This window comes from Enterobacter sp. A103 (assembly GCF_034427535.1).
In the GTDB taxonomy this organism is placed as follows: Bacteria; Pseudomonadota; Gammaproteobacteria; order Enterobacterales; family Enterobacteriaceae; genus Enterobacter; species Enterobacter asburiae_B.
Genome location: NZ_JAXQPQ010000001.1, coordinates 257,509 through 275,170 on the forward strand (window position 1 = coordinate 257,509; position 17,662 = coordinate 275,170).

General features: G+C 60.6%; 16 protein-coding genes. 13 read left to right on the forward strand and 3 right to left on the reverse strand.

Features of this window, described 5'->3' with window-relative positions; all coding sequences use genetic code 11:
- Positions 1-134: 134 nt before the first annotated feature.
- Positions 135-2,411 carry a primary-amine oxidase gene (tynA, locus tag SPH27_RS01275; protein ID WP_182071253.1) on the reverse strand — a complete coding sequence of 759 codons (2,277 nt, stop codon included), beginning with the start codon at positions 2,409-2,411 and terminating at the stop codon, positions 135-137.
- Between the two features lie 471 nt (positions 2,412-2,882).
- Positions 2,883-4,925: a phenylacetic acid degradation bifunctional protein PaaZ gene (paaZ, locus tag SPH27_RS01280; protein WP_182071254.1), complete on the reverse strand. Its 2,043-nt coding sequence runs from the start codon at positions 4,923-4,925 to the stop codon at positions 2,883-2,885.
- A gap of 285 nt (positions 4,926-5,210) precedes the next feature.
- On the opposite strand from paaZ, the gene paaA reads away from it, so the two are divergent.
- The 13 genes from paaA to paaY all read left to right on the forward strand — a co-directional run bounded on the left by paaA (position 5,211) and on the right by paaY (position 16,428).
- Positions 5,211-6,140: a 1,2-phenylacetyl-CoA epoxidase subunit PaaA gene (gene paaA / locus SPH27_RS01285; protein ID WP_048980793.1), complete on the forward strand. Its 930-nt coding sequence runs from the start codon at positions 5,211-5,213 to the stop codon at positions 6,138-6,140.
- Positions 6,141-6,151: 11 nt separating this feature from the next.
- Positions 6,152-6,439, forward strand: a complete 288-nt coding sequence (gene paaB, locus SPH27_RS01290; RefSeq protein ID WP_033145422.1) for a 1,2-phenylacetyl-CoA epoxidase subunit PaaB — start codon at positions 6,152-6,154, stop codon at positions 6,437-6,439.
- An 8-nt stretch (positions 6,440-6,447) separates the two neighbouring features.
- Positions 6,448-7,194 (forward strand): 1,2-phenylacetyl-CoA epoxidase subunit PaaC, encoded by a 747-nt coding sequence (gene paaC, locus SPH27_RS01295; protein WP_048980794.1) that lies wholly within the window; start codon positions 6,448-6,450, stop codon positions 7,192-7,194.
- 11 nt (positions 7,195-7,205) lie between these two features.
- A complete protein-coding gene (paaD, locus tag SPH27_RS01300; RefSeq protein WP_143347074.1) occupies positions 7,206-7,703 on the forward strand; it encodes a 1,2-phenylacetyl-CoA epoxidase subunit PaaD in 498 nt (165 codons plus the stop codon).
- Positions 7,704-7,710: 7 nt separating this feature from the next.
- A complete protein-coding gene (gene paaE, locus SPH27_RS01305; RefSeq protein ID WP_182071255.1) occupies positions 7,711-8,781 on the forward strand; it encodes a 1,2-phenylacetyl-CoA epoxidase subunit PaaE in 1,071 nt (356 codons plus the stop codon).
- Positions 8,778-9,545: a 2,3-dehydroadipyl-CoA hydratase PaaF gene (gene paaF / locus SPH27_RS01310; RefSeq protein WP_039262616.1), complete on the forward strand. Its 768-nt coding sequence runs from the start codon at positions 8,778-8,780 to the stop codon at positions 9,543-9,545. The genes paaE and paaF overlap by 4 nt, the downstream gene beginning before the upstream one ends.
- A complete protein-coding gene (gene paaG, locus SPH27_RS01315; protein ID WP_182071289.1) occupies positions 9,545-10,333 on the forward strand; it encodes a 2-(1,2-epoxy-1,2-dihydrophenyl)acetyl-CoA isomerase PaaG in 789 nt (262 codons plus the stop codon). Before paaF ends, paaG begins: the two co-directional genes overlap by 1 nt.
- Position 10,334: 1 nt before the next feature.
- Entirely contained in the window at positions 10,335-11,759 is a 1,425-nt protein-coding gene (gene paaH / locus SPH27_RS01320) for a 3-hydroxyacyl-CoA dehydrogenase PaaH (RefSeq protein WP_182071256.1), read from the forward strand.
- Entirely contained in the window at positions 11,749-12,171 is a 423-nt protein-coding gene (gene paaI, locus SPH27_RS01325; protein ID WP_048977906.1) for a hydroxyphenylacetyl-CoA thioesterase PaaI, read from the forward strand. The genes paaH and paaI overlap by 11 nt, the downstream gene beginning before the upstream one ends.
- Positions 12,171-13,376 (forward strand): 3-oxoadipyl-CoA thiolase, encoded by a 1,206-nt coding sequence (gene pcaF, locus SPH27_RS01330; RefSeq protein ID WP_182071257.1) that lies wholly within the window; start codon positions 12,171-12,173, stop codon positions 13,374-13,376. The genes paaI and pcaF overlap by 1 nt, the downstream gene beginning before the upstream one ends.
- A gap of 27 nt (positions 13,377-13,403) precedes the next feature.
- The gene (gene paaK, locus SPH27_RS01335) at positions 13,404-14,720 is read left to right on the forward strand and encodes a phenylacetate--CoA ligase PaaK (protein ID WP_182071258.1); all 1,317 of its coding nucleotides are present in this window, start codon (positions 13,404-13,406) and stop codon (positions 14,718-14,720) included.
- 166 nt (positions 14,721-14,886) lie between these two features.
- Complete coding sequence (gene paaX / locus SPH27_RS01340; RefSeq protein ID WP_182071259.1) at positions 14,887-15,822, forward strand: phenylacetic acid degradation operon negative regulatory protein PaaX; 936 nt, start codon at positions 14,887-14,889, stop codon at positions 15,820-15,822.
- 9 nt (positions 15,823-15,831) lie between these two features.
- Positions 15,832-16,428 (forward strand): phenylacetic acid degradation protein PaaY, encoded by a 597-nt coding sequence (gene paaY / locus SPH27_RS01345; protein ID WP_182071260.1) that lies wholly within the window; start codon positions 15,832-15,834, stop codon positions 16,426-16,428.
- Here the strand turns inward: paaY and SPH27_RS01350 are convergent.
- On the reverse strand, positions 16,337-17,608 hold the full coding sequence (locus SPH27_RS01350) for a serine hydrolase domain-containing protein (protein ID WP_182071261.1): 1,272 nt from the start codon (positions 17,606-17,608) through the stop codon (positions 16,337-16,339). The genes paaY and SPH27_RS01350 overlap by 92 nt on opposite strands.
- Positions 17,609-17,662 lie beyond the last annotated feature (54 nt).

The window sequence follows — 17,662 nt, forward strand, 5'->3', positions numbered from 1 at the left end:
GGAAAATTCGCGTCCTGGCTAAAAGTGGTTCAAGAAGTGCAATGGAAATATATGAGGTAGAAATAACTATAATCGGGGAGTGGTATTCAGCAAGTAAATGGATGAAAAACCGGGCATTGCGCCCGGTACGTTATTTATTTCTTTTCGTCTTTCTTTTTCCCGAGCGTTGGCGTCTCGTCGAAGAAGTTCCACGGTTTAAGCAGGGTATGCACCCATTCCGTCGGCATAATCGGCCACTCTTCCGCGCGGGCGACGTGGGTGGTGCCGGTGGTCATCCAGACCACGTCATCCCGATCGTTGAGCGACTCGTTATCCTTGCTGTACTGTCCCAGGCCCGTGTCGTGTACGGAGCGGTTCGGGAATTTTCCTTCCGGGTAGAGCTCATCCGGATGGTAACGGGTCACCCAGAGCTGTTTGTCCATAAAGCTCAGGCGATGATAAATCCACTCGTCCGGGGCAAATTTCGCGCCGGTCGCCACCGGGTGCGTTCCCCCCGCGTAAGGGATAATCTGGTATGAGACCGGGTTGCCCATGCGGTTCTCTTTACTGGTGTTGCTCAGCAGCCGAATGGTGCCCGGATCGAACTTCTGCGCCGCCTGCTGCTCGGTATCAATATCGTACTGATTGATCTGCATGGTGCTGGTCCGCGGGCCCCCGGCGGTATTCGGCTTCACTTCTGGATCCATCGCCACCAGCTTGTTGTTGATGCCGTCCACGTCCATATCGAGACGGAAGTTGTAGATGTGCTGGTGCGTGGTGCCCACGATGTTATGGTCGATCAGCGTGCCGTATTTGGTGTCGTCTTTGGCGGTGGCATCGTGCATGGTTTTCGCCTGAACGCCTTTCACTGCTTCGATACCCGTCGCGCCGGCATCAATGCCGATGGTGCCATTTTCATGGAACACCCAGTCGAAGATGTAATCGTAGTTGCCCACGGTACTCACCCAGCGCACCACCAGCTCGCGGCGCTCGGTGCTGACGTTTGGCTGACCCATCTCCTGGTGTTTGTATTCCGGCCCGGCGTAGCGTTCGAAAATGGCGATCGCGCGCGGGATCTCCATCGGCGCGCCGGTGTAATCCGGAATGGTTTCATTGAGCATCACGGCGTTGGACGGCACGTCTTTACCGCGCACCAGCGGTGAGGTCAGGGTGCCCATACCGTAGTCGCCGGAGTCGAGATAGGCTTTAAAGTACCAGCCCACGTCCGGATCGCCATAAGGGACGATCATGCCGCCGAGTGACCCCTGATACATCACCTGGCGCTTTTTGCCGTTGTCGTTATAGGTGACGGTTGAAATCATCGGACCGACGCGGGAGTCCAGGCTCAGGTGGAAATCCCAGTTCTGCCAGTGCACCATATCCCCGGTGATGGTGTAGTTCTTGCCTTCTGGTTCAGTGATGTTGAGCGGTTTTTTCGGCGTCTCTTCGCGGTCGCGGCCATCATAGGGACGCGGGGTCATGGGAACCGGAACAACGGCGCCTTCTTCAATCTTCTGGATCTTTTTCTGCTCAAGATCGACAACCGCGACCAGGTTTTCAATCGGGTGCGCCCAGTAGTTGCCGTCGCCCACGTCCAGATAGCTCACCACCTTCAGCAGGCGATCTTCCTGCATCAGGCCGTCTTTACCGTCGAAATAGCCGACGGTCAGCGGCGTGGTAATCACTTTTTTCGGGTCGGTGATGCCGTGTTTTTTAAGCACCTCGGCGAACTCGGTACTTTCGTTGATGATCTGCTGAACCGCGGTGAAATCATCCAGCAGCACCATGCCGTGCGCGTCTTTTACCGGTTCCCAGCGCAGAATTTTTTTATCCTTCAGGTCCACTACGCTTTCGATAACGTGCTTGCCATCAAGCATGACGATCTTCGCCTGACGCGGGGCATCCACTGCCGTACCGTTAAGCACAAAGTCCCACACTTTGGCTTTCTCAGGCTCTGCCAGGGCGATCTGGGTAAAGCGGGTATTCGGCTTAAAGTCCGCCGAGGCTTTCACAATCTCAACGGCCTGCTTAATTTCGTCCGCCGTTAGCGCGTTTAACGGGTGAGGGCGTTTTTCAACCTGGAAGGTCTGGTCAAGGCCGGACTGGAAAACGTCGTTGATGAAGGTATCGGAAATAAAGGCTTTCTTGCCTTTCATCACCACCGGCACTTCAAGCCTGAGGGTTTTACCGTTGACGATGGCGGTTTTTGCGCCCGGTTTGACCTTCACAAAGGCACCGTCTTTCGCAATGGTGAACATCTGTGCGTAATCATCCCACTGAACGTCCGCGCCAAAGTCCTGCAGCGTTTTGTCCATCGGGACCATATGCGCCTCACTGCCGTGGGCGAAAACAGGGGATTGCCACGCGCAACACAGCGCAACGGCCATGGCCAGCGCCGTTCTACGGGCAGAAAAAGAAGAATTGCTTCCCATCGTAGACCTCATCTTGTTGTGTTTATACCCGTCATACTTCAAGTTGCAGGTGCGTTGGCTGCACTCACTCACCCCAGTCACGTACTTATGTACGCTCCCGGGGATTCGTTCCCTTGCCGCCTTCCTGCAACTCGAATTATTTAGGGGATATTGTGTTGTGACAGCCTTATCCTGACAGGCGCCTGAGAAAAGCGTTTGCCTGCATCTGCCAGATTATTTGTCAGCCTTGCCAGGTTAAAAAAAGAGCGGGGATAAATCACATGCCGGGCCATTTCCTCTCCCCATAAATGATGTCAGCACAGGCGACCCCCTCTCCCTTGAGGGAGAGGGCTGGGGTGAGGGGGAACATACGGCTGTGGTGGTTATTCCGTTCACTTTATGTTGAGGGCCTTGCTGAAGGCCCCCAGTGAATCTGTAAGCAGCGTCAAATTACCGGGAGCCACCAGCCATTGTGGTAAAGGGGAAGGGACGTTAGCTGAAATCGCCCTGCTGGCGCGCCACCAGCGTCAGGATGGAGTAGAACGCCACGGCCTGCTGGTGCTGGTTGAAGATCTCAACCGCCCACTCCACCACGCCGGTCGGTTTTTCCTCGGCGGTACGCTGTTTCTTCAGCGTTTTACGCTTGCAGGTCAGGCGCACCTGAATGGTATCGCCCGGCTTAACCGGCTCGATAAAACGCAGGTTTTCCATGCCGTAGTTGGCAATAACCGGCCCGACGCCCGCATCAACAAACAGTCCCGCCGCGGCGGAGATCAGGAAGTAGCCGTGCACCACGCGCTCGCCAAAGATCGACTCCGCCGCGCCGATCTTGTCCATATGGGCGTAGAAGTGGTCCCCGCTCAGGCAGGCAAAGTTCACGATGTCCGCTTCCGTGAGGGTGCGGCGCGGCGTCAGCAGGCTGTCGCCCGGCTGTAGCTCCTCAAAGTATTTGCGGAACGGATGCACGCGATCTTCCTGCACCGCTGCGCCACGCACCCACTGTTTGCCAATGGCGGCCAGCATCGTCGGGCTGCCCTGAATCGCGGTGCGCTGCAGGTAGTGCTTCACCGCGCGCAGGCCGCCCAGCTCTTCGCCGCCGCCCGCGCGACCCGGGCCCCCGTGCACCAGCTGAGGCAGCGGGGAGCCGTGGCCGGTAGACTCTTTGGATGATTCCTCGTTAAGGATCTGAATACGCCCGTGGGCGCGCGCCGCACCGGCAATAAACTGGCGGGCAATCGCCGAATCGGCGGTGACCAGCGTACCGGCCAGGCTGCCGCCGCCCGCGCGGGCAAGCTGCATCGCGTGGCGCGCGTTGCGATACGGCATCAGCGTCGCAACCGGGCCGAAGGCTTCGGTTGAGTGCACCGCCGGGGTTTCATCCGGCTGCGGGCAGAACAGCAGGGTCGGCGGGAAGAACGCCCCCGCGGCCTGCAAATCCGCTTTGCCGCCCAGACGTATCTGGCAGCCAGCGGCGATCAGTTGCTCCACTTTCTCCTGCACGTCCGCGCGCTGTTCGGCGTTGACCAGCGCCCCCATCTTCACCCCTTCCTGCGCCGGGTCGCCCACCACCACTTTTTCCAGGCGGGCAACCAGCGCCTGGCTCACCGCGTCAATCTGGTTTTGCGGGACGATAATTCGGCGAATGGCCGTACATTTTTGCCCGGCTTTGGCGGTCATCTCGCGGACCACTTCCCGGATGAACAGGGCAAACTCCGGCTGGTCCGGCGTAACGTCTTCCCCCAGCACGCAGCAGTTCAGGGAGTCGGCCTCCATGGTGAACGGAATCGAATTCGCCACGATATTCGGGTGCACGCGCAGGCTTTGCCCGGTGCTGGCGGAGCCGGTAAAGGTCACGACGTCCTGGCTGTCGAGCTGGTCGAGCAGATCCCCCGCGCCGCCGCAGATCAGGCTGATGGCGCCGTCCGGCACCAGCCCGCTGTCGACGATGGATTTCACCATCGCCTGCGTCACCTGTGCGGTAGCGGTAGCGGGTTTGATGATGGCGGGCATCCCGGCAAGCCAGGTCGGCGCCAGCTTTTCCAGCATCCCCCAGCAGGGGAAGTTAAAGGCGTTGATGTGCACCGCCACGCCGGATTTGGAGGTGAGGACGTGGCGCGCCGCAAAGCCGCCTTCTTTCGACAGGGGGATTAACTCGTCTTCCGGCCACAGGGTGTCATCCGGCAGCTCGCGGCTGCCCAGGCTGGCGTAAGTGAAGAGGGTGCCGATGCCGCCTTCAATATCCACCCAGCTGTCCGCCTTCGTCGCCCCGGTCTGGGCCGACAGGGCATAAAACGTCTCTTTCTCGCTAAGCAGGTGCTTTGCCACCGCCTTCAGCATGGCAGCACGTTCGATAAAGGTCATCTCGTGAAGCGCTTCCCCGCCGCGCTCGATCGCATAGCGACGGGCGGCCGCCATGTCCAGCCCTTCGCTGGTCACGCTCCACAGGGCTTCGCCACTGATGGCGTGATGAATAGTGCGCTCGCGGCCCCGGCCAGACTGCCAGGTACCGGATAAGAAGCTGGCTAACTGCTGCATCGCTTATCTCCAAATGTTACGTAATTTGCTCATTAATAGTTTGATCGTGAATCATAAAAATCAAGCTGAGTTTTTAATGAATTGTTAACGTTGTGATCTGGCTGGATGAATCTCATCGCTTGGAGATGCTTTCTGAAAGGCCTGATGCAAAAGCCTTGCGAGCAGCATCACAAAACCAGGAAACAATTCTTGGGGTTATATTTAACCTATGTGTAACTTTTAAAAAACAAAGTGATTCAACATTACGCCTTAATTTGCAAACTAACGAATCATAAAGGTGATGACGTGACGCAAGAACAACGGTTTGAGCAGCGCATAGCGCAGGAGACGGCGATTGAGCCTCAGGACTGGATGCCTGACGCCTACCGTAAGACGTTGATCCGTCAGATTGGTCAGCATGCGCACTCCGAAATTGTCGGCATGCTGCCGGAAGGGAACTGGATCGCCCGCGCGCCGACGCTGCGCCGAAAAGCGATCCTGCTGGCGAAAGTTCAGGACGAAGCCGGGCACGGGCTCTACCTCTACAGCGCGGCGGAAACGCTGGGCTGCGCGCGTGAAGACATCTACCAGAAAATGCTCGACGGCAGGATGAAATACTCCTCCATCTTCAACTATCCGACCCTGAGCTGGGCCGATATCGGCGTGATCGGCTGGCTGGTGGACGGTGCCGCTATCGTCAACCAGGTGGCGCTGTGCCGGACCTCCTACGGTCCGTATGCCCGCGCGATGGTGAAAATCTGTAAAGAAGAGAGCTTCCACCAGCGCCAGGGCTTTGAGGCCTGCATGGCGCTGGCGCAGGGCAGCGAGGCCCAGCGCCAGATGCTGCAGGACGCCATCAACCGCTTCTGGTGGCCAGCGCTGATGATGTTCGGGCCGAACGACGACAACTCGCCGAACAGCGCCCGCAGCCTGGCCTGGAAAATCAAACGCTTCGGCAATGACGAACTTCGCCAGCGCTTTGTCGATAACACGGTGCCGCAGGTGGAGATGCTGGGCATGACGGTGCCGGATCCCGACCTGCGATTTGATGAAGAGAGCGGTCATTATCGCTTCGGCGAGATCGACTGGCATGAGTTTGACGAGGTCATTAGCGGGCGCGGCATCTGCAACTACGAGCGCCTGGCCGCCAAACGTAAAGCCTGGGAAGAGGGGGCGTGGGTGCGCGAAGCCGCACTGGCGCACGCGGAAAAACAACATGCCCGCAAAGTGGCTTAAGAGGAATCACGATGAGCAACGTCTACTGGCCGCTGTACGAAGTGTTCGTACGCAGCAAACAAGGGTTATCCCACCGTCACGTGGGCAGTCTGCATGCCGCCGACGATCGCATGGCGCTGGAAAATGCGCGTGATGCCTACACCCGCCGCAGCGAAGGGTGTTCTGTCTGGGTGGTTAAGGCGAGCGAGATTGTCGCCTCCCAGCCGGAAGAGAGCGGTGAGTTCTTCGACCCGGCGGAAAGCAAGGTTTACCGCCACCCGACGTTCTACACCATCCCCGACGGCATCGAGCATATGTGAGGCAAAGAATGAATTCAGTGACTGCCTATGCCCTGCGTCTGGGCGACAACGGTCTGGTGCTTTCCCAGCGTCTCGGCGCCTGGTGCGGCCATGCGCCGGAGCTGGAAATCGACCTCGCGCTCGCCAATATCGGTCTCGACCTGCTGGGCCAGGCGCGCAATTTCCTGACCTATGCCGCGGAGCGGGAAGGCCGGGGCGATGAAGACACGCTGGCGTTTGGCCGCGACGAGCGCCAGTTCCGCAACGTCCTGCTGGTGGAGCAGCCGAACGGCAGCTTCGCCGACACCATTGCCCGCCAGTACCTGATGGATGCCTGGAACGTGGCGCTGTACGAACGGCTGACTCAAAGCAGCGACGGCCAGCTTGCCGCCATCGCCGCCAAAGCGATTAAAGAGGCGCGCTACCACCTGCGCTTCAGCCGCGGCTGGCTGGTGCGTCTGGGCGACGGGACCGAAACGTCCGCGCAAAAAATGCAGCAGGCTATCGACAACCTGTGGCGTTTTACGGCGGAGCTGTTTGAAGCCGATGACGTCGAGCTGGCCCTGATTGACTCCGGCGTGGCGGTTGACCCGCGCGTCCTGCGCCAGCCGTGGGAAAGCGAAGTCTTTGCTGGTCTCAATGAAGGCTGCCTGCAGGTTCCCGCAGAGGTGGCGTACCGCACCGGGGGCAAGAGGGGGCTGCATACCGAACATCTGGGCCCGATGCTGGCGGAAATGCAGTATCTCCAGCGCGCGTATCCCGGTCAGCAGTGGTAAAGGAGAACGCTATGCAACGCCTCGTCGACATCGCGCCCGCGCAAATCCCGCAGATCTGGTCGCTGTTAAGCCAGATCCCCGATCCGGAAGTGCCGGTATTAACCATCACTGATTTAGGCATGGTGCGCAGCGTGAAGGCGCAGGGGGAAGGCTGGGTCATTGGCTTCACGCCAACCTACTCGGGCTGCCCGGCAACGGAGCACCTGCTGGGGGCGATCCGCGACGCGATGAGCGCGAACGGCTTTACCCCGGTACACATTGTGCTCCAGCTTGAACCCGCCTGGACCACCGACTGGATGACCGCCGACGCGCGCGAGCGCCTGCGGGCGTACGGCATCAGCCCGCCCGTGGGGCATAGCTGCCACGCGCACGCGCCTGTGGAGGTGACCTGCCCGCGCTGCGCCAGCACCGACACCTCGCTTATCAGTGAATTTGGCTCGACGGCCTGCAAAGCGCTCTACCGCTGCAACACCTGCCGCGAGCCCTTCGACTATTTCAAATGCATTTGAGGCTGCCATGACAACGTTTCATTCATTAACAGTGGCAAAAGTGGAACCCGAAACCCGCGACGCGGTGACCATCACGTTCGCGGTGCCGCAGGCGTTGCAGGACGCCTACCGCTTCCGCCCCGGCCAGCACCTGACGTTAAAAACGAAGCTTGGCGGGGACGAGCTGCGCCGCTGCTACTCCATCTGCCGGAGTACCGCCCCGGGCGAAATCAGCGTGGCGGTCAAAGCCATCGACGGCGGGCGCTTTTCCCGCTATGCCCGGGATGAGATCAAAGCGGGTATGGCGCTGGAGGTGATGGTGCCTCAGGGGCAGTTTGGCTACCAGCCGCGGGCTGAACGCGAAGGCCACTATCTGGCGATTGCGGCAGGCTCCGGGATCACCCCGATGCTGGCGATTATCTCCGCGACGCTTGCGACCGAACCCAAGAGCCACTTCACCCTGATCTACGGCAACCGCAGCAGCCAGAGCATGATGTTCCGCCGGGCGCTGGCGGACCTGAAGGACAAGTACACGCAGCGGCTGCAGCTGGTCTCCATCTTCAGCCAGGAGCGGCTGGACAGCGATCTGCTTTATGGCCGCATCGACGGGGAAAAGCTGCAGGCGCTGGCGAAAACCCTGATTAACTTCCGCCAGTACGACGAGGCGTTTATCTGCGGCCCGTCGGCGATGATGGACGACGCCGAAGCGACGCTGAAGGCGCTGGGGATGCCGGACAAATCCATTCACCTCGAGCGCTTTAACACCCCGGGAACCACCGCTAAACGCGCGGTGCATGTCCAGGCGGAAGGACAGAAAGTGACCGTGCGCCAGGACGGGCGCGACCGAGAAATCACCCTGACGGCGGACGATGAAAGCATCCTGGATGCCGCCCTGCGTCAGGGGGCGGATCTCCCGTATGCCTGCAAGGGCGGCGTGTGCGCTACCTGTAAATGCAAAGTGCTGCGTGGGAAGGTGGACATGGCGACCAACTACAGCCTGGAGCCGGACGAGCTGGCCGCCGGATACGTGCTGAGCTGCCAGTCGCTGCCGTTAACCGCCGACGTGATTGTCGACTTCGACGCGAAGGGGATGGCATGAGCGAACTGATTGTTACCCGTCATGGCCGCGTGCTGCAGCTGACGCTAAACCGTCCGGCGGCGCGCAACGCCCTCAATAACGCGCTGTTAACCCAGATTGCCGAGCAGCTTGAGGACGCCGCAGCAGATGCCGACATCGCCGTCTGCGTGATTTACGGCAGCGAGCGCTGCTTTGCCGCCGGGGCCGATCTCAACGAAATGGCGGAGAAAGACCTGCCCGCCACGCTGAACGATATCCGCCCGCAGCTGTGGGCGCGCATCAACGCTTTTCCTAAACCGCTGATTGCCGCCGTGAACGGCTTCGCGCTGGGCGCAGGCTGCGAGCTGGCGCTGCTGTGCGACGCGATCGTTGCTGGCGATAACGCCCGCTTTGGCCTGCCGGAAATTACGCTGGGCATTATGCCCGGCGCGGGCGGCACCCAGCGTCTTATCCGCAGCGTTGGTAAATCGCTCGCCAGCAAAATGGTGCTGACCGGCGAGAGTATTTCCGCGCAGCAGGCGCTGAGCGCCGGGCTGGTGAGCGACGTTTTCCCGCCAGCGCTGACGCTGGAGTATGCCCTGAAGCAGGCGGCGCTGATGGCGCGCCACTCTCCGCTGGCGCTGCAGGCGGCGAAACAGGCGCTGCGCCAGTCTCAGGAGGTGCCGCTCCAGGCCGGTCTGGCGCAGGAGCGCCAGCTGTTCACGCTGCTTTCTGCCACCGAAGACCGCCGGGAGGGCATCGACGCCTTCTTACAAAAACGCACCCCCGACTTTAAAGGACGCTAATTGTGGAATCTATTCTCAGTCACGTAGAACAGGGCGTAATGACCATTACGCTGAACCGTCCGGAGCGTCTGAACAGCTTTAACGACGAGATGCACCAGCAGCTTGCCGAGTGCCTGAAACAGGCCGAGCGTGATGACACCATCCGCTGTCTGCTGATCACCGGGGCAGGACGTGGTTTCTGTGCCGGTCAGGATCTGAACGACCGCAACGTTGACCCCAACGGCCCGGCACCGGATCTGGGGATGTCCGTTGAAACCTTCTATAACCCGCTGGTGCGCCGCCTGGCAAAGCTGCCGAAACCGGTGATTTGCGCGGTTAACGGCGTGGCCGCAGGGGCGGGCGCGACGCTGGCATTAGGCTGCGACATGGTCATTGCCGCCCGTTCCGCCAACTTCGTGATGGCCTTCAGCAAGCTCGGCCTGGTGCCGGACTGCGGCGGTACCTGGCTGCTGTCGCGCGTGGCCGGACGCGCCCGCGCCATGGGGCTGGCGCTGCTCGGGGACAAACTCAGCGCCGAACAGGCGCAGGCGTGGGGGATGATCTGGCAGGTGGTGGACGACGAACAGCTCTCCGCCACCGCGCAGCAGATGGCGCTGCATTTTGCCTCTCAGCCGACCTTCGGGCTGGGACTGATCAAGCAGGCCATTAATGCCGCGGAAACCAACACCCTGGACGCCCAGCTCGATCTGGAGCGCGACTACCAGCGCCTGGCCGGGCGCAGCGACGATTACCGCGAGGGCGTCAGCGCTTTCCTGGCGAAGCGCGCGCCGAACTTTACGGGGAAATAAGATGCTGAACATACGGACTGTCGCCGTGATTGGCAGCGGCACGATGGGCGCAGGGATTGCCGAAGTCGCGGCCAGCCATGGGCATCAGGTGCTGATCTACGACATCTCCAGCGATGCGATATCGCGCGCCATCGACGGGATCCGCCAGCGTCTGGCCTCCCGGGTGACGCGCGGAAAACTCTCCGCCGATGCCGGGAGCCAGATCCTCGCCCGGCTGCTTCCGGTCACCGATATCGAGGCGCTCGCCGCGGCCGATCTGATTATAGAAGCGGCCTCCGAGCGTCTGGAGGTGAAAAAGGCGCTGTTTGCTCAGTTGGCTGAGATCTGCCCGCCGCAAACGGTGCTGACCAGCAATACCTCATCCATCTCCGTTACGGCGATTGCGGCGGACGTCCACCACCCGGAGCGGGTCGCCGGACTGCACTTCTTCAACCCGGCGCCGGTGATGAAGCTGGTGGAGGTGGTCAGCGGGCTGGCAACCTCTCCGGAAGTGGCCGACGCGCTGTGCGAGCTGGCGCTGAACTGGGGCAAACAGCCCGTTCGCTGCCAGTCAACGCCGGGGTTCATCGTCAACCGCGTCGCGCGTCCGTTTTATTCCGAAGCCTGGCGCGCGCTGGAAGAGCAGGTCGCACCGCCGGAGGTGATTGATGCCGCCCTGCGCGACGGCGGGGGTTTCCCGATGGGGCCGCTGGAGCTGACCGACATGATTGGTCAGGACGTGAATTTCGCGGTGACCTGCTCGGTGTTTAACGCCTTCTGGCAGGAGCGGCGTTTTCTGCCTTCGCTGGTCCAGCAGGAGCTGGTGCTGGCAGGAAGGCTGGGCAAAAAGAGCGGGAAGGGCGTCTACGACTGGCAGGGTGACAAACCCGCCGTGCAGTGGGTGCCGGCCGTGAACGACAGCTACAGCCCGATGCGCGTGGAAAGAAGACGTGACGGTGTCACCGAAATTGATGATGTGTACCTGATCGAAACGCAGGGCGAAACCGCTCAGGCGCTGGCGCTGCGGCTCAACGGCCCGGTGGTGGTGGTGGACCGCATTGAGCGCGACGTGGCGGTGATTGCGTCGGCCGCCAGCAACCCGCACACCGCGACGCAAAAGGCCATCCGCTACCTGCAGCAGCAGGGTAACCGGGTGGTGCAAATTGCCGATTATCCCGGCCTGCTGGTCTGGCGCACGCTGGCGATGATTGCCAACGAAGCGCTGGATGCCCTGCAAAAAGGGGTCGCCAGCGAGAAGGACATCGATACCGCCATGCGCCTGGGCGTGAACTACCCTAGCGGGCCGATCGCCTGGGGCGAGCGGCTGGGCTGGCAGCGCCTGCTGGCGCTGCTGGAGAACCTGCAGCGTCATTACGGCGAAGAGCGTTATCGCCCCTGTTCCCTGCTGCGCCAGCGCGCGCTTCTGGAGAGTAGCTATGAGTCATAACGCCTGGCATAACGCCCGCGCGATGTACGAACGGGACGCCTGCGCGCAGGCGATGGGGATGGACATTGTCGACATGGATGAAGGCTACGCGGTGGTGACCATGACCATCACCCCGCAGATGCTGAACGGCCACCAAACCTGCCACGGCGGACAGCTTTTTTCGCTGGCAGACACCGCCTTTGCCTACGCCTGCAACAGCCAGGGGCTGGCGGCGGTAGCTTCCGGCTGCTCGATTGATTTTCTGCGTCCGGGCTTTGCCGGGGACACGCTCACCGCCACCGCGCGGGTGATGCACCAGGGCAAGCTGACCGGCGTGTACGACATTGAAATCCAGAACCAACAACAGAAAACCGTCGCCCTTTTTCGCGGAAAATCTCACCGCATCGGCGGCAGCGTGACAGGAGAGGCCTGATGCGTGACGCATTTATTTGTGATGGCGTTCGAACCCCGGTGGGTCGCTACGGCGGCGCGCTTGCCGCAGTCCGGACCGACGATCTCGGTGCAGTGCCGCTGCGCGCGCTGCTGGCCCGCTATCCCCAGCTCGACCTCGAGCGGATCGACGACGTGATTTTCGGCTGCGCCAACCAGGCGGGGGAAGATAACCGCAACGTGGCGCGCATGTCGTCCCTGCTGGCCGGGCTGCCGCAGACGGTGTCCGGAACCACCATCAACCGCCTGTGCGGGTCGGGTCTGGACGCGATTGGGTTTGCTGCCCGCGCCATTAAGGCGGGCGATGGCGAGTTGCTGATTGCGGGCGGCGTGGAGTCGATGTCGCGCGCGCCGTTTGTGATGGGCAAAGCCACCGCCGCGTTTCAGCGTCAGGCGGAAATCTTTGATACCACCATCGGCTGGCGATTTGTGAATCCGCTCATGCATCAGCAATTCGGAACTGACAGTATGCCGGAAACGGCAGAGAATGTAGCTGAATTGTTAAATATCAGCCGTGCCGATCAGGACGCGTTCGCGCTGCGCAGCCAGCAGCGTACCGCGCAGGCGCAGCAGAACGGCATTCTGGCGCAGGAGATTGTGCCAGTACCGGTGCCGGGCAAAAAAGGGACGGTCACTGAGTTCTGCGTGGATGAACATCCGCGCGCGGACACCACGCTCGAACAGCTCGCCGGTCTGAAAACGCCGTTTCGTAAGAACGGGGTGGTTACGGCGGGAAATGCCTCTGGGGTCAACGACGGCGCTGCGGCGCTGATCGTCGCCGGCGAGAAGATGGCGCTGGCGCAGGGGCTAGTCCCGCGCACGCGGATCGTAGCGATGGCGACGGCAGGCGTGGAGCCTCGTCTGATGGGGCTCGGCCCGGTTCCCGCCACCCGTAAGGTGCTGGAGCGCGCCGGACTCAGTATTAACGATATGGACGTTGTCGAGCTTAACGAAGCTTTCGCCTCGCAGGCGCTGGGCGTGCTGCGTCAGCTGGGCCTGCCGGATGATGCCGCGCACGTCAACCCGAACGGTGGCGCGATTGCGCTGGGCCACCCGCTGGGCATGAGCGGTGCCAGACTGGCGCTGGCCGCGAGCAATGAACTGCACCGACGCGGCGGGCGCTACGCGCTGTGTACGATGTGCATCGGTGTGGGTCAGGGCATTGCCATGATCCTTGAGCGTGTTTGAGCATAAAAACAATGTGAGTACCCTACAATGACAAATACAACAAAGCTTGATCCGATTGAAACGGCTTCCCTTGACGAGTTACAGGCGCTGCAGACCGAGCGTCTGAAATGGACGCTGCATCACGCCTACAACAACGTGCCGATGTACAAACGCAAGTTTGACGCCGCGGGCGTTCACCCTGACGATTTCAACGAGCTGGCGGATATCCGCAAATTCCCGTGCACCACCAAGCAGGACCTGCGGGATAACTATCCTTTCGATACCTTTGCCGTGCCGATGGAGCAGGTGGTGCGTATTCACGCGTCATCCGGCACCACCGGCAAACCGACCGTTGTCGGCTACACGCAGACCGACATCGACAACTGGGCCAATCTGGTGGCGCGCTCCCTGCGCGCGGCGGGCGGCAGCGCGAAGGACAAAATTCACGTGGCGTATGGCTATGGCCTGTTTACCGGCGGGCTGGGCGCGCACTACGGGGCCGAGCGTTTAGGCGCGACGGTGATCCCGATGTCCGGCGGCCAGACGGAGAAACAGGCGCAGCTGATCCGTGATTTCCAGCCGGATATGATCATGGTGACGCCGTCCTACTGCCTCAACCTGATTGAGGAGCTGGAGCGCCAGATGGGCGGCAATGCCAGCGGCTGTTCCCTGCGCGTGGGCGTCTTCGGCGCCGAGCCGTGGACGCAGGCCATGCGTCGCGAAATTGAAAAACGCTTAGGCATTACCGCGCTGGATATCTATGGTCTTTCCGAGGTGATGGGGCCGGGCGTGGCGATGGAGTGTATCGAAACCGTCGACGGCCCGACCATCTGGGAAGATCACTTCTACCCGGAGATCGTCAACCCGAACGACGGCACGCCGCTGGATGACGGCCAGCAGGGCGAACTGCTGTTCACCACGCTGACCAAAGAGGCGCTGCCGGTGATCCGCTACCGCACCCGCGACCTGACGCGCCTGCTCCCGGCCACCGCGCGCAGCATGCGCCGCATGGACCGCATCAGCGGGCGCAGTGACGATATGCTGATCATCCGCGGCGTCAACGTCTTCCCGTCGCAGCTGGAAGAGGAGATCGTCAAGTTCGAACACCTTTCTCCGCACTATCAGCTGGAGGTGAACCGCCGCGGGCATCTTGATTCACTTTCCGTGAAGGTCGAGCTGAAAGAGAGCAGCTTAACCCTGACCCACGAGCAGCGCTGTCAGGTGTGCCACCAGCTGCGCCACCGCATTAAGTCGATGGTCGGGATTTCCACCGACGTAATGATTGTTAACTGCGGCAGCATCCCGCGCTCGGAGGGGAAAGCCTGCCGGGTGTTTGACTTGCGTAAAGCTGCGGCCAACGGCTAAGTTTTCCCTCACCCCGGCCCTCTCCTTTTGGGAGAGGGTGTAAAAAGTTCCCTCTCCCAAAAGGAGAGGGTGTAAACAGTTCTCTCTCCCTTTGGGAGAGAGTTAGGGTGAGGGTACACCCCAGAATCCTATGCTATGATTCATCCAGGACAAAAATAACAACAGAATGAATCACATGAATAAACTCGACGCCTTTATCCAGCATGCGGTCAGCTCCGTTCCCGTCAGCGGGACCTCGCTTATCTCCTCGTTATACGGTGACGCGCTCTCCCATCGCGGCGGTGAGATTTGGCTCGGCAGCCTGGCCGCCCTGCTGGAAGGCATGGGGTTTGGCGAGCGCTTCGTGCGCACCGCGCTGTTTCGCCTCAACAAAGAGGGCTGGCTGGACGTTTCCCGCATCGGGCGTCGCAGCTTTTACCGCCTGAGCGATAAAGGGCTTCGCCTGACGCGTCGCGCGGAGAATAAGATTTACCGCGCGGAACTGCCCGCCTGGGACGGCAAATGGCTGTTGCTGCTCTCCGAAGGTCTGGATAAAACCACCCTTGCCGACGTCAAAAAACAGCTGATCTGGCAGGGGTTTGGTACGCTGGCGCCGAGCCTGATGGCCTCGCCGTCGCAGCATCTGGCGGACGTGCAGTCTCTGCTTCACGATGCCGGCGTGGCGGAAAACGTGATTTTCTTTGAAGCCCACTCGCCGCTGGCGCTCTCCCGCGCCGCGCTGCGTTCGCGGGTGGAGGAGTGCTGGCAGTTAACCGAGCAAAACGCGATGTACGAGACGTTCATCGATTCATTCCGTCCGCTGCTGCCGCTGTTGAAAGAGGCCGCGCCGGAGGAGCTGACGCCGGAACGCTGTTTCCAGATCCAGCTGCTGCTGATTCACTTTTATCGTCGCGTGGTGCTGAAAGATCCGCTGCTGCCGGAAGAGTTGCTGCCCGCGCACTGGGCGGGGCAAAGCGCCCGACAGCTCTGCATTAATATCTATCAGCGTGTCGCGCCGGGGGCGCTGGTGTTTGTCAGCGAGAAGGGCGAAACCTCCGTGGGCGAGCTGCCCGTGCCCGGCACGCTCTACTATCAACGCTTTGGTGGTCTTACAAGCGCATAAGGAGTGAAGATGCCAGTTTATCAAATTGACGGTCTGACGCCGGTCGTGCCGGACGAGAGCTATGTTCACCCGACGGCGGTGCTGATTGGCGACGTGATTCTGGGCAAAGGCGTTTACGTCGGTCCTAACGCCAGCCTGCGCGGTGATTTTGGCCGTATCGTGGTGAAAGACGGTGCCAACATTCAGGATAACTGCGTGATTCACGGCTTCCCGGAGCAGGACACGGTGGTGGAAGAGGACGGGCATATCGGCCACAGCGCTATTCTCCACGGCTGCGTGATCCGCCGCAATGCGCTGGTGGGCATGAACGCGGTGGTGATGGACGGGGCGGTCATCGGTGAAAACAGCATCGTCGGCGCGGCGGCGTTCGTGAAGGCGAAAGCGGAGATGCCCGCCAACCATTTGATTATCGGCAGCCCGGCCAAAGCGATTCGCGAGCTGAGCGAGCAGGAGCTGGCGTGGAAGCAGCAGGGCACGCGGGAGTATCAGGTGCTGGTGGAGCGCTGCAAGCTAACTATGCACCAGGTGGAGCCGCTGCGAGACGTTGAGCCTGACCGGAAACGACTGGCGTTTGATGAGAACTTAAGGCCGAAGTCGGCGGTGTAGGGCTCAGACCGTCTTTTTTCGCCATATCCATCAACAGCGCGATGCCTATGTAATTGCTCCAGTTAAAGGTATTTTGCAGCACCACCACCGCATTGCCTTTTTCTTTGTCATAGCCGATAAAGCTGGAGTAGCCGCCGATATAGCCGACCTGATAGGTGATTTTTTCCAGGCCGATAAAGTCGGTGGTCCAGGCAATACCCTGCACTCCGTCGGGACGTTGAATATCGGTATTTCTGACTTCGGCAAAGACATTGTCCAGCAGGGGACTGTGGGTCGTTGAGACGTGATAGCGGGCATAGGCCGCCAGATCTTCGGCGTTGCTGTACAAGCTCGCTGCCGCCACCATGTTGTTGGAAAAATGCCAGTCCGGGGTGAGCTGCCCGCGCGGGATGAATTTAGGCTGATCGCCCGCGTGGCCGAGCGCACGCTGCGGGTAGCCTTTTAGCTGCTGGGGAATAAAGCTGCTGTTAGCCATTTGCAGCGGACGGAAAATATAGCGCGAGGCTAAACTCTGGATATCTTCGCCGGTCTTGTGCTTCAGGATATAGCCGATCAGGGCGTAGCCGGTATTGGAATATTGCGGCACTTTATTCTTTGGCGCCCGCCAGTCGGCGAGGTAGCGCAGCACGTTATCGCTGTCCAGCTCGCTATAGAAATTTTCGCCCGTGCTTAAATAGCCGATGAATTTCCCAAGCATCGGAACATCCATAGTCTGACGCGGCAGGCCGGAGGTGTGGGTTACCAGTTCAAGCAGGGTGATTTTTTGTGCATCCGCGCTAAGCGGCGTCCCCGGCGGTAGCAATGCCGCCAGGTTATCGTTCCAGTTCAGTTGCCCTTCATTCACCAGACAAGCCACCACTTCCGCCGTGATCCCTTTGCTGAGCGAGCCGAGCGCAAACAGGGTGTCGGGCCTGACCGGATAGCGATTGACCGCATCGGTTACGCCCCATGTGTAAAACTGCGGCGAGCCGTGATTATGGATCACCGCGACCGTCATCCCGGGAACGGATTTTTGCGCCATATAGTGACGCACCACGCTGTCAACGTCGCCATCCAGCGAATCATGGGTGAGAAGTTCCTGAGTACCTTCCGGGGAGGACATCTGTGAGAGCGTGCCACAGCCGCTGAGGAGTGGGAGAGTAAGCAGAAGCCAGCGAATTTTTTTTGTTATGTTCTGCATACCTGATAGCGAGTGTGGTGGTCATTGGCGCGCCAGGAATGTATCACAAATAGC

Excerpts from the sequence above, each read along its gene's own strand:
- tynA (WP_182071253.1), bottom strand. The coding sequence starts at position 2,411 with ATGGGAAGCAATTCTTCTTTTTCTGCCCGTAGAACGGCGCTGGCCATG.
- paaZ (WP_182071254.1), bottom strand. The coding sequence starts at position 4,925 with ATGCAGCAGTTAGCCAGCTTCTTATCCGGTACCTGGCAGTCTGGCCGG.
- paaB (WP_033145422.1), top strand. The coding sequence starts at position 6,152 with ATGAGCAACGTCTACTGGCCGCTGTACGAAGTGTTCGTACGCAGCAAA.
- paaC (WP_048980794.1), top strand. The coding sequence starts at position 6,448 with ATGAATTCAGTGACTGCCTATGCCCTGCGTCTGGGCGACAACGGTCTG.
- paaD (WP_143347074.1), top strand. The coding sequence starts at position 7,206 with ATGCAACGCCTCGTCGACATCGCGCCCGCGCAAATCCCGCAGATCTGG.
- paaE (WP_182071255.1), top strand. The coding sequence starts at position 7,711 with ATGACAACGTTTCATTCATTAACAGTGGCAAAAGTGGAACCCGAAACC.
- paaF (WP_039262616.1), top strand. The coding sequence starts at position 8,778 with ATGAGCGAACTGATTGTTACCCGTCATGGCCGCGTGCTGCAGCTGACG.
- paaH (WP_182071256.1), top strand. The coding sequence starts at position 10,335 with ATGCTGAACATACGGACTGTCGCCGTGATTGGCAGCGGCACGATGGGC.
- paaI (WP_048977906.1), top strand. The coding sequence starts at position 11,749 with ATGAGTCATAACGCCTGGCATAACGCCCGCGCGATGTACGAACGGGAC.
- pcaF (WP_182071257.1), top strand. The coding sequence starts at position 12,171 with ATGCGTGACGCATTTATTTGTGATGGCGTTCGAACCCCGGTGGGTCGC.
- paaK (WP_182071258.1), top strand. The coding sequence starts at position 13,404 with ATGACAAATACAACAAAGCTTGATCCGATTGAAACGGCTTCCCTTGAC.
- paaX (WP_182071259.1), top strand. The coding sequence starts at position 14,887 with ATGAATCACATGAATAAACTCGACGCCTTTATCCAGCATGCGGTCAGC.
- paaY (WP_182071260.1), top strand. The coding sequence starts at position 15,832 with ATGCCAGTTTATCAAATTGACGGTCTGACGCCGGTCGTGCCGGACGAG.
- SPH27_RS01350 (WP_182071261.1), bottom strand. The coding sequence starts at position 17,608 with ATGCAGAACATAACAAAAAAAATTCGCTGGCTTCTGCTTACTCTCCCA.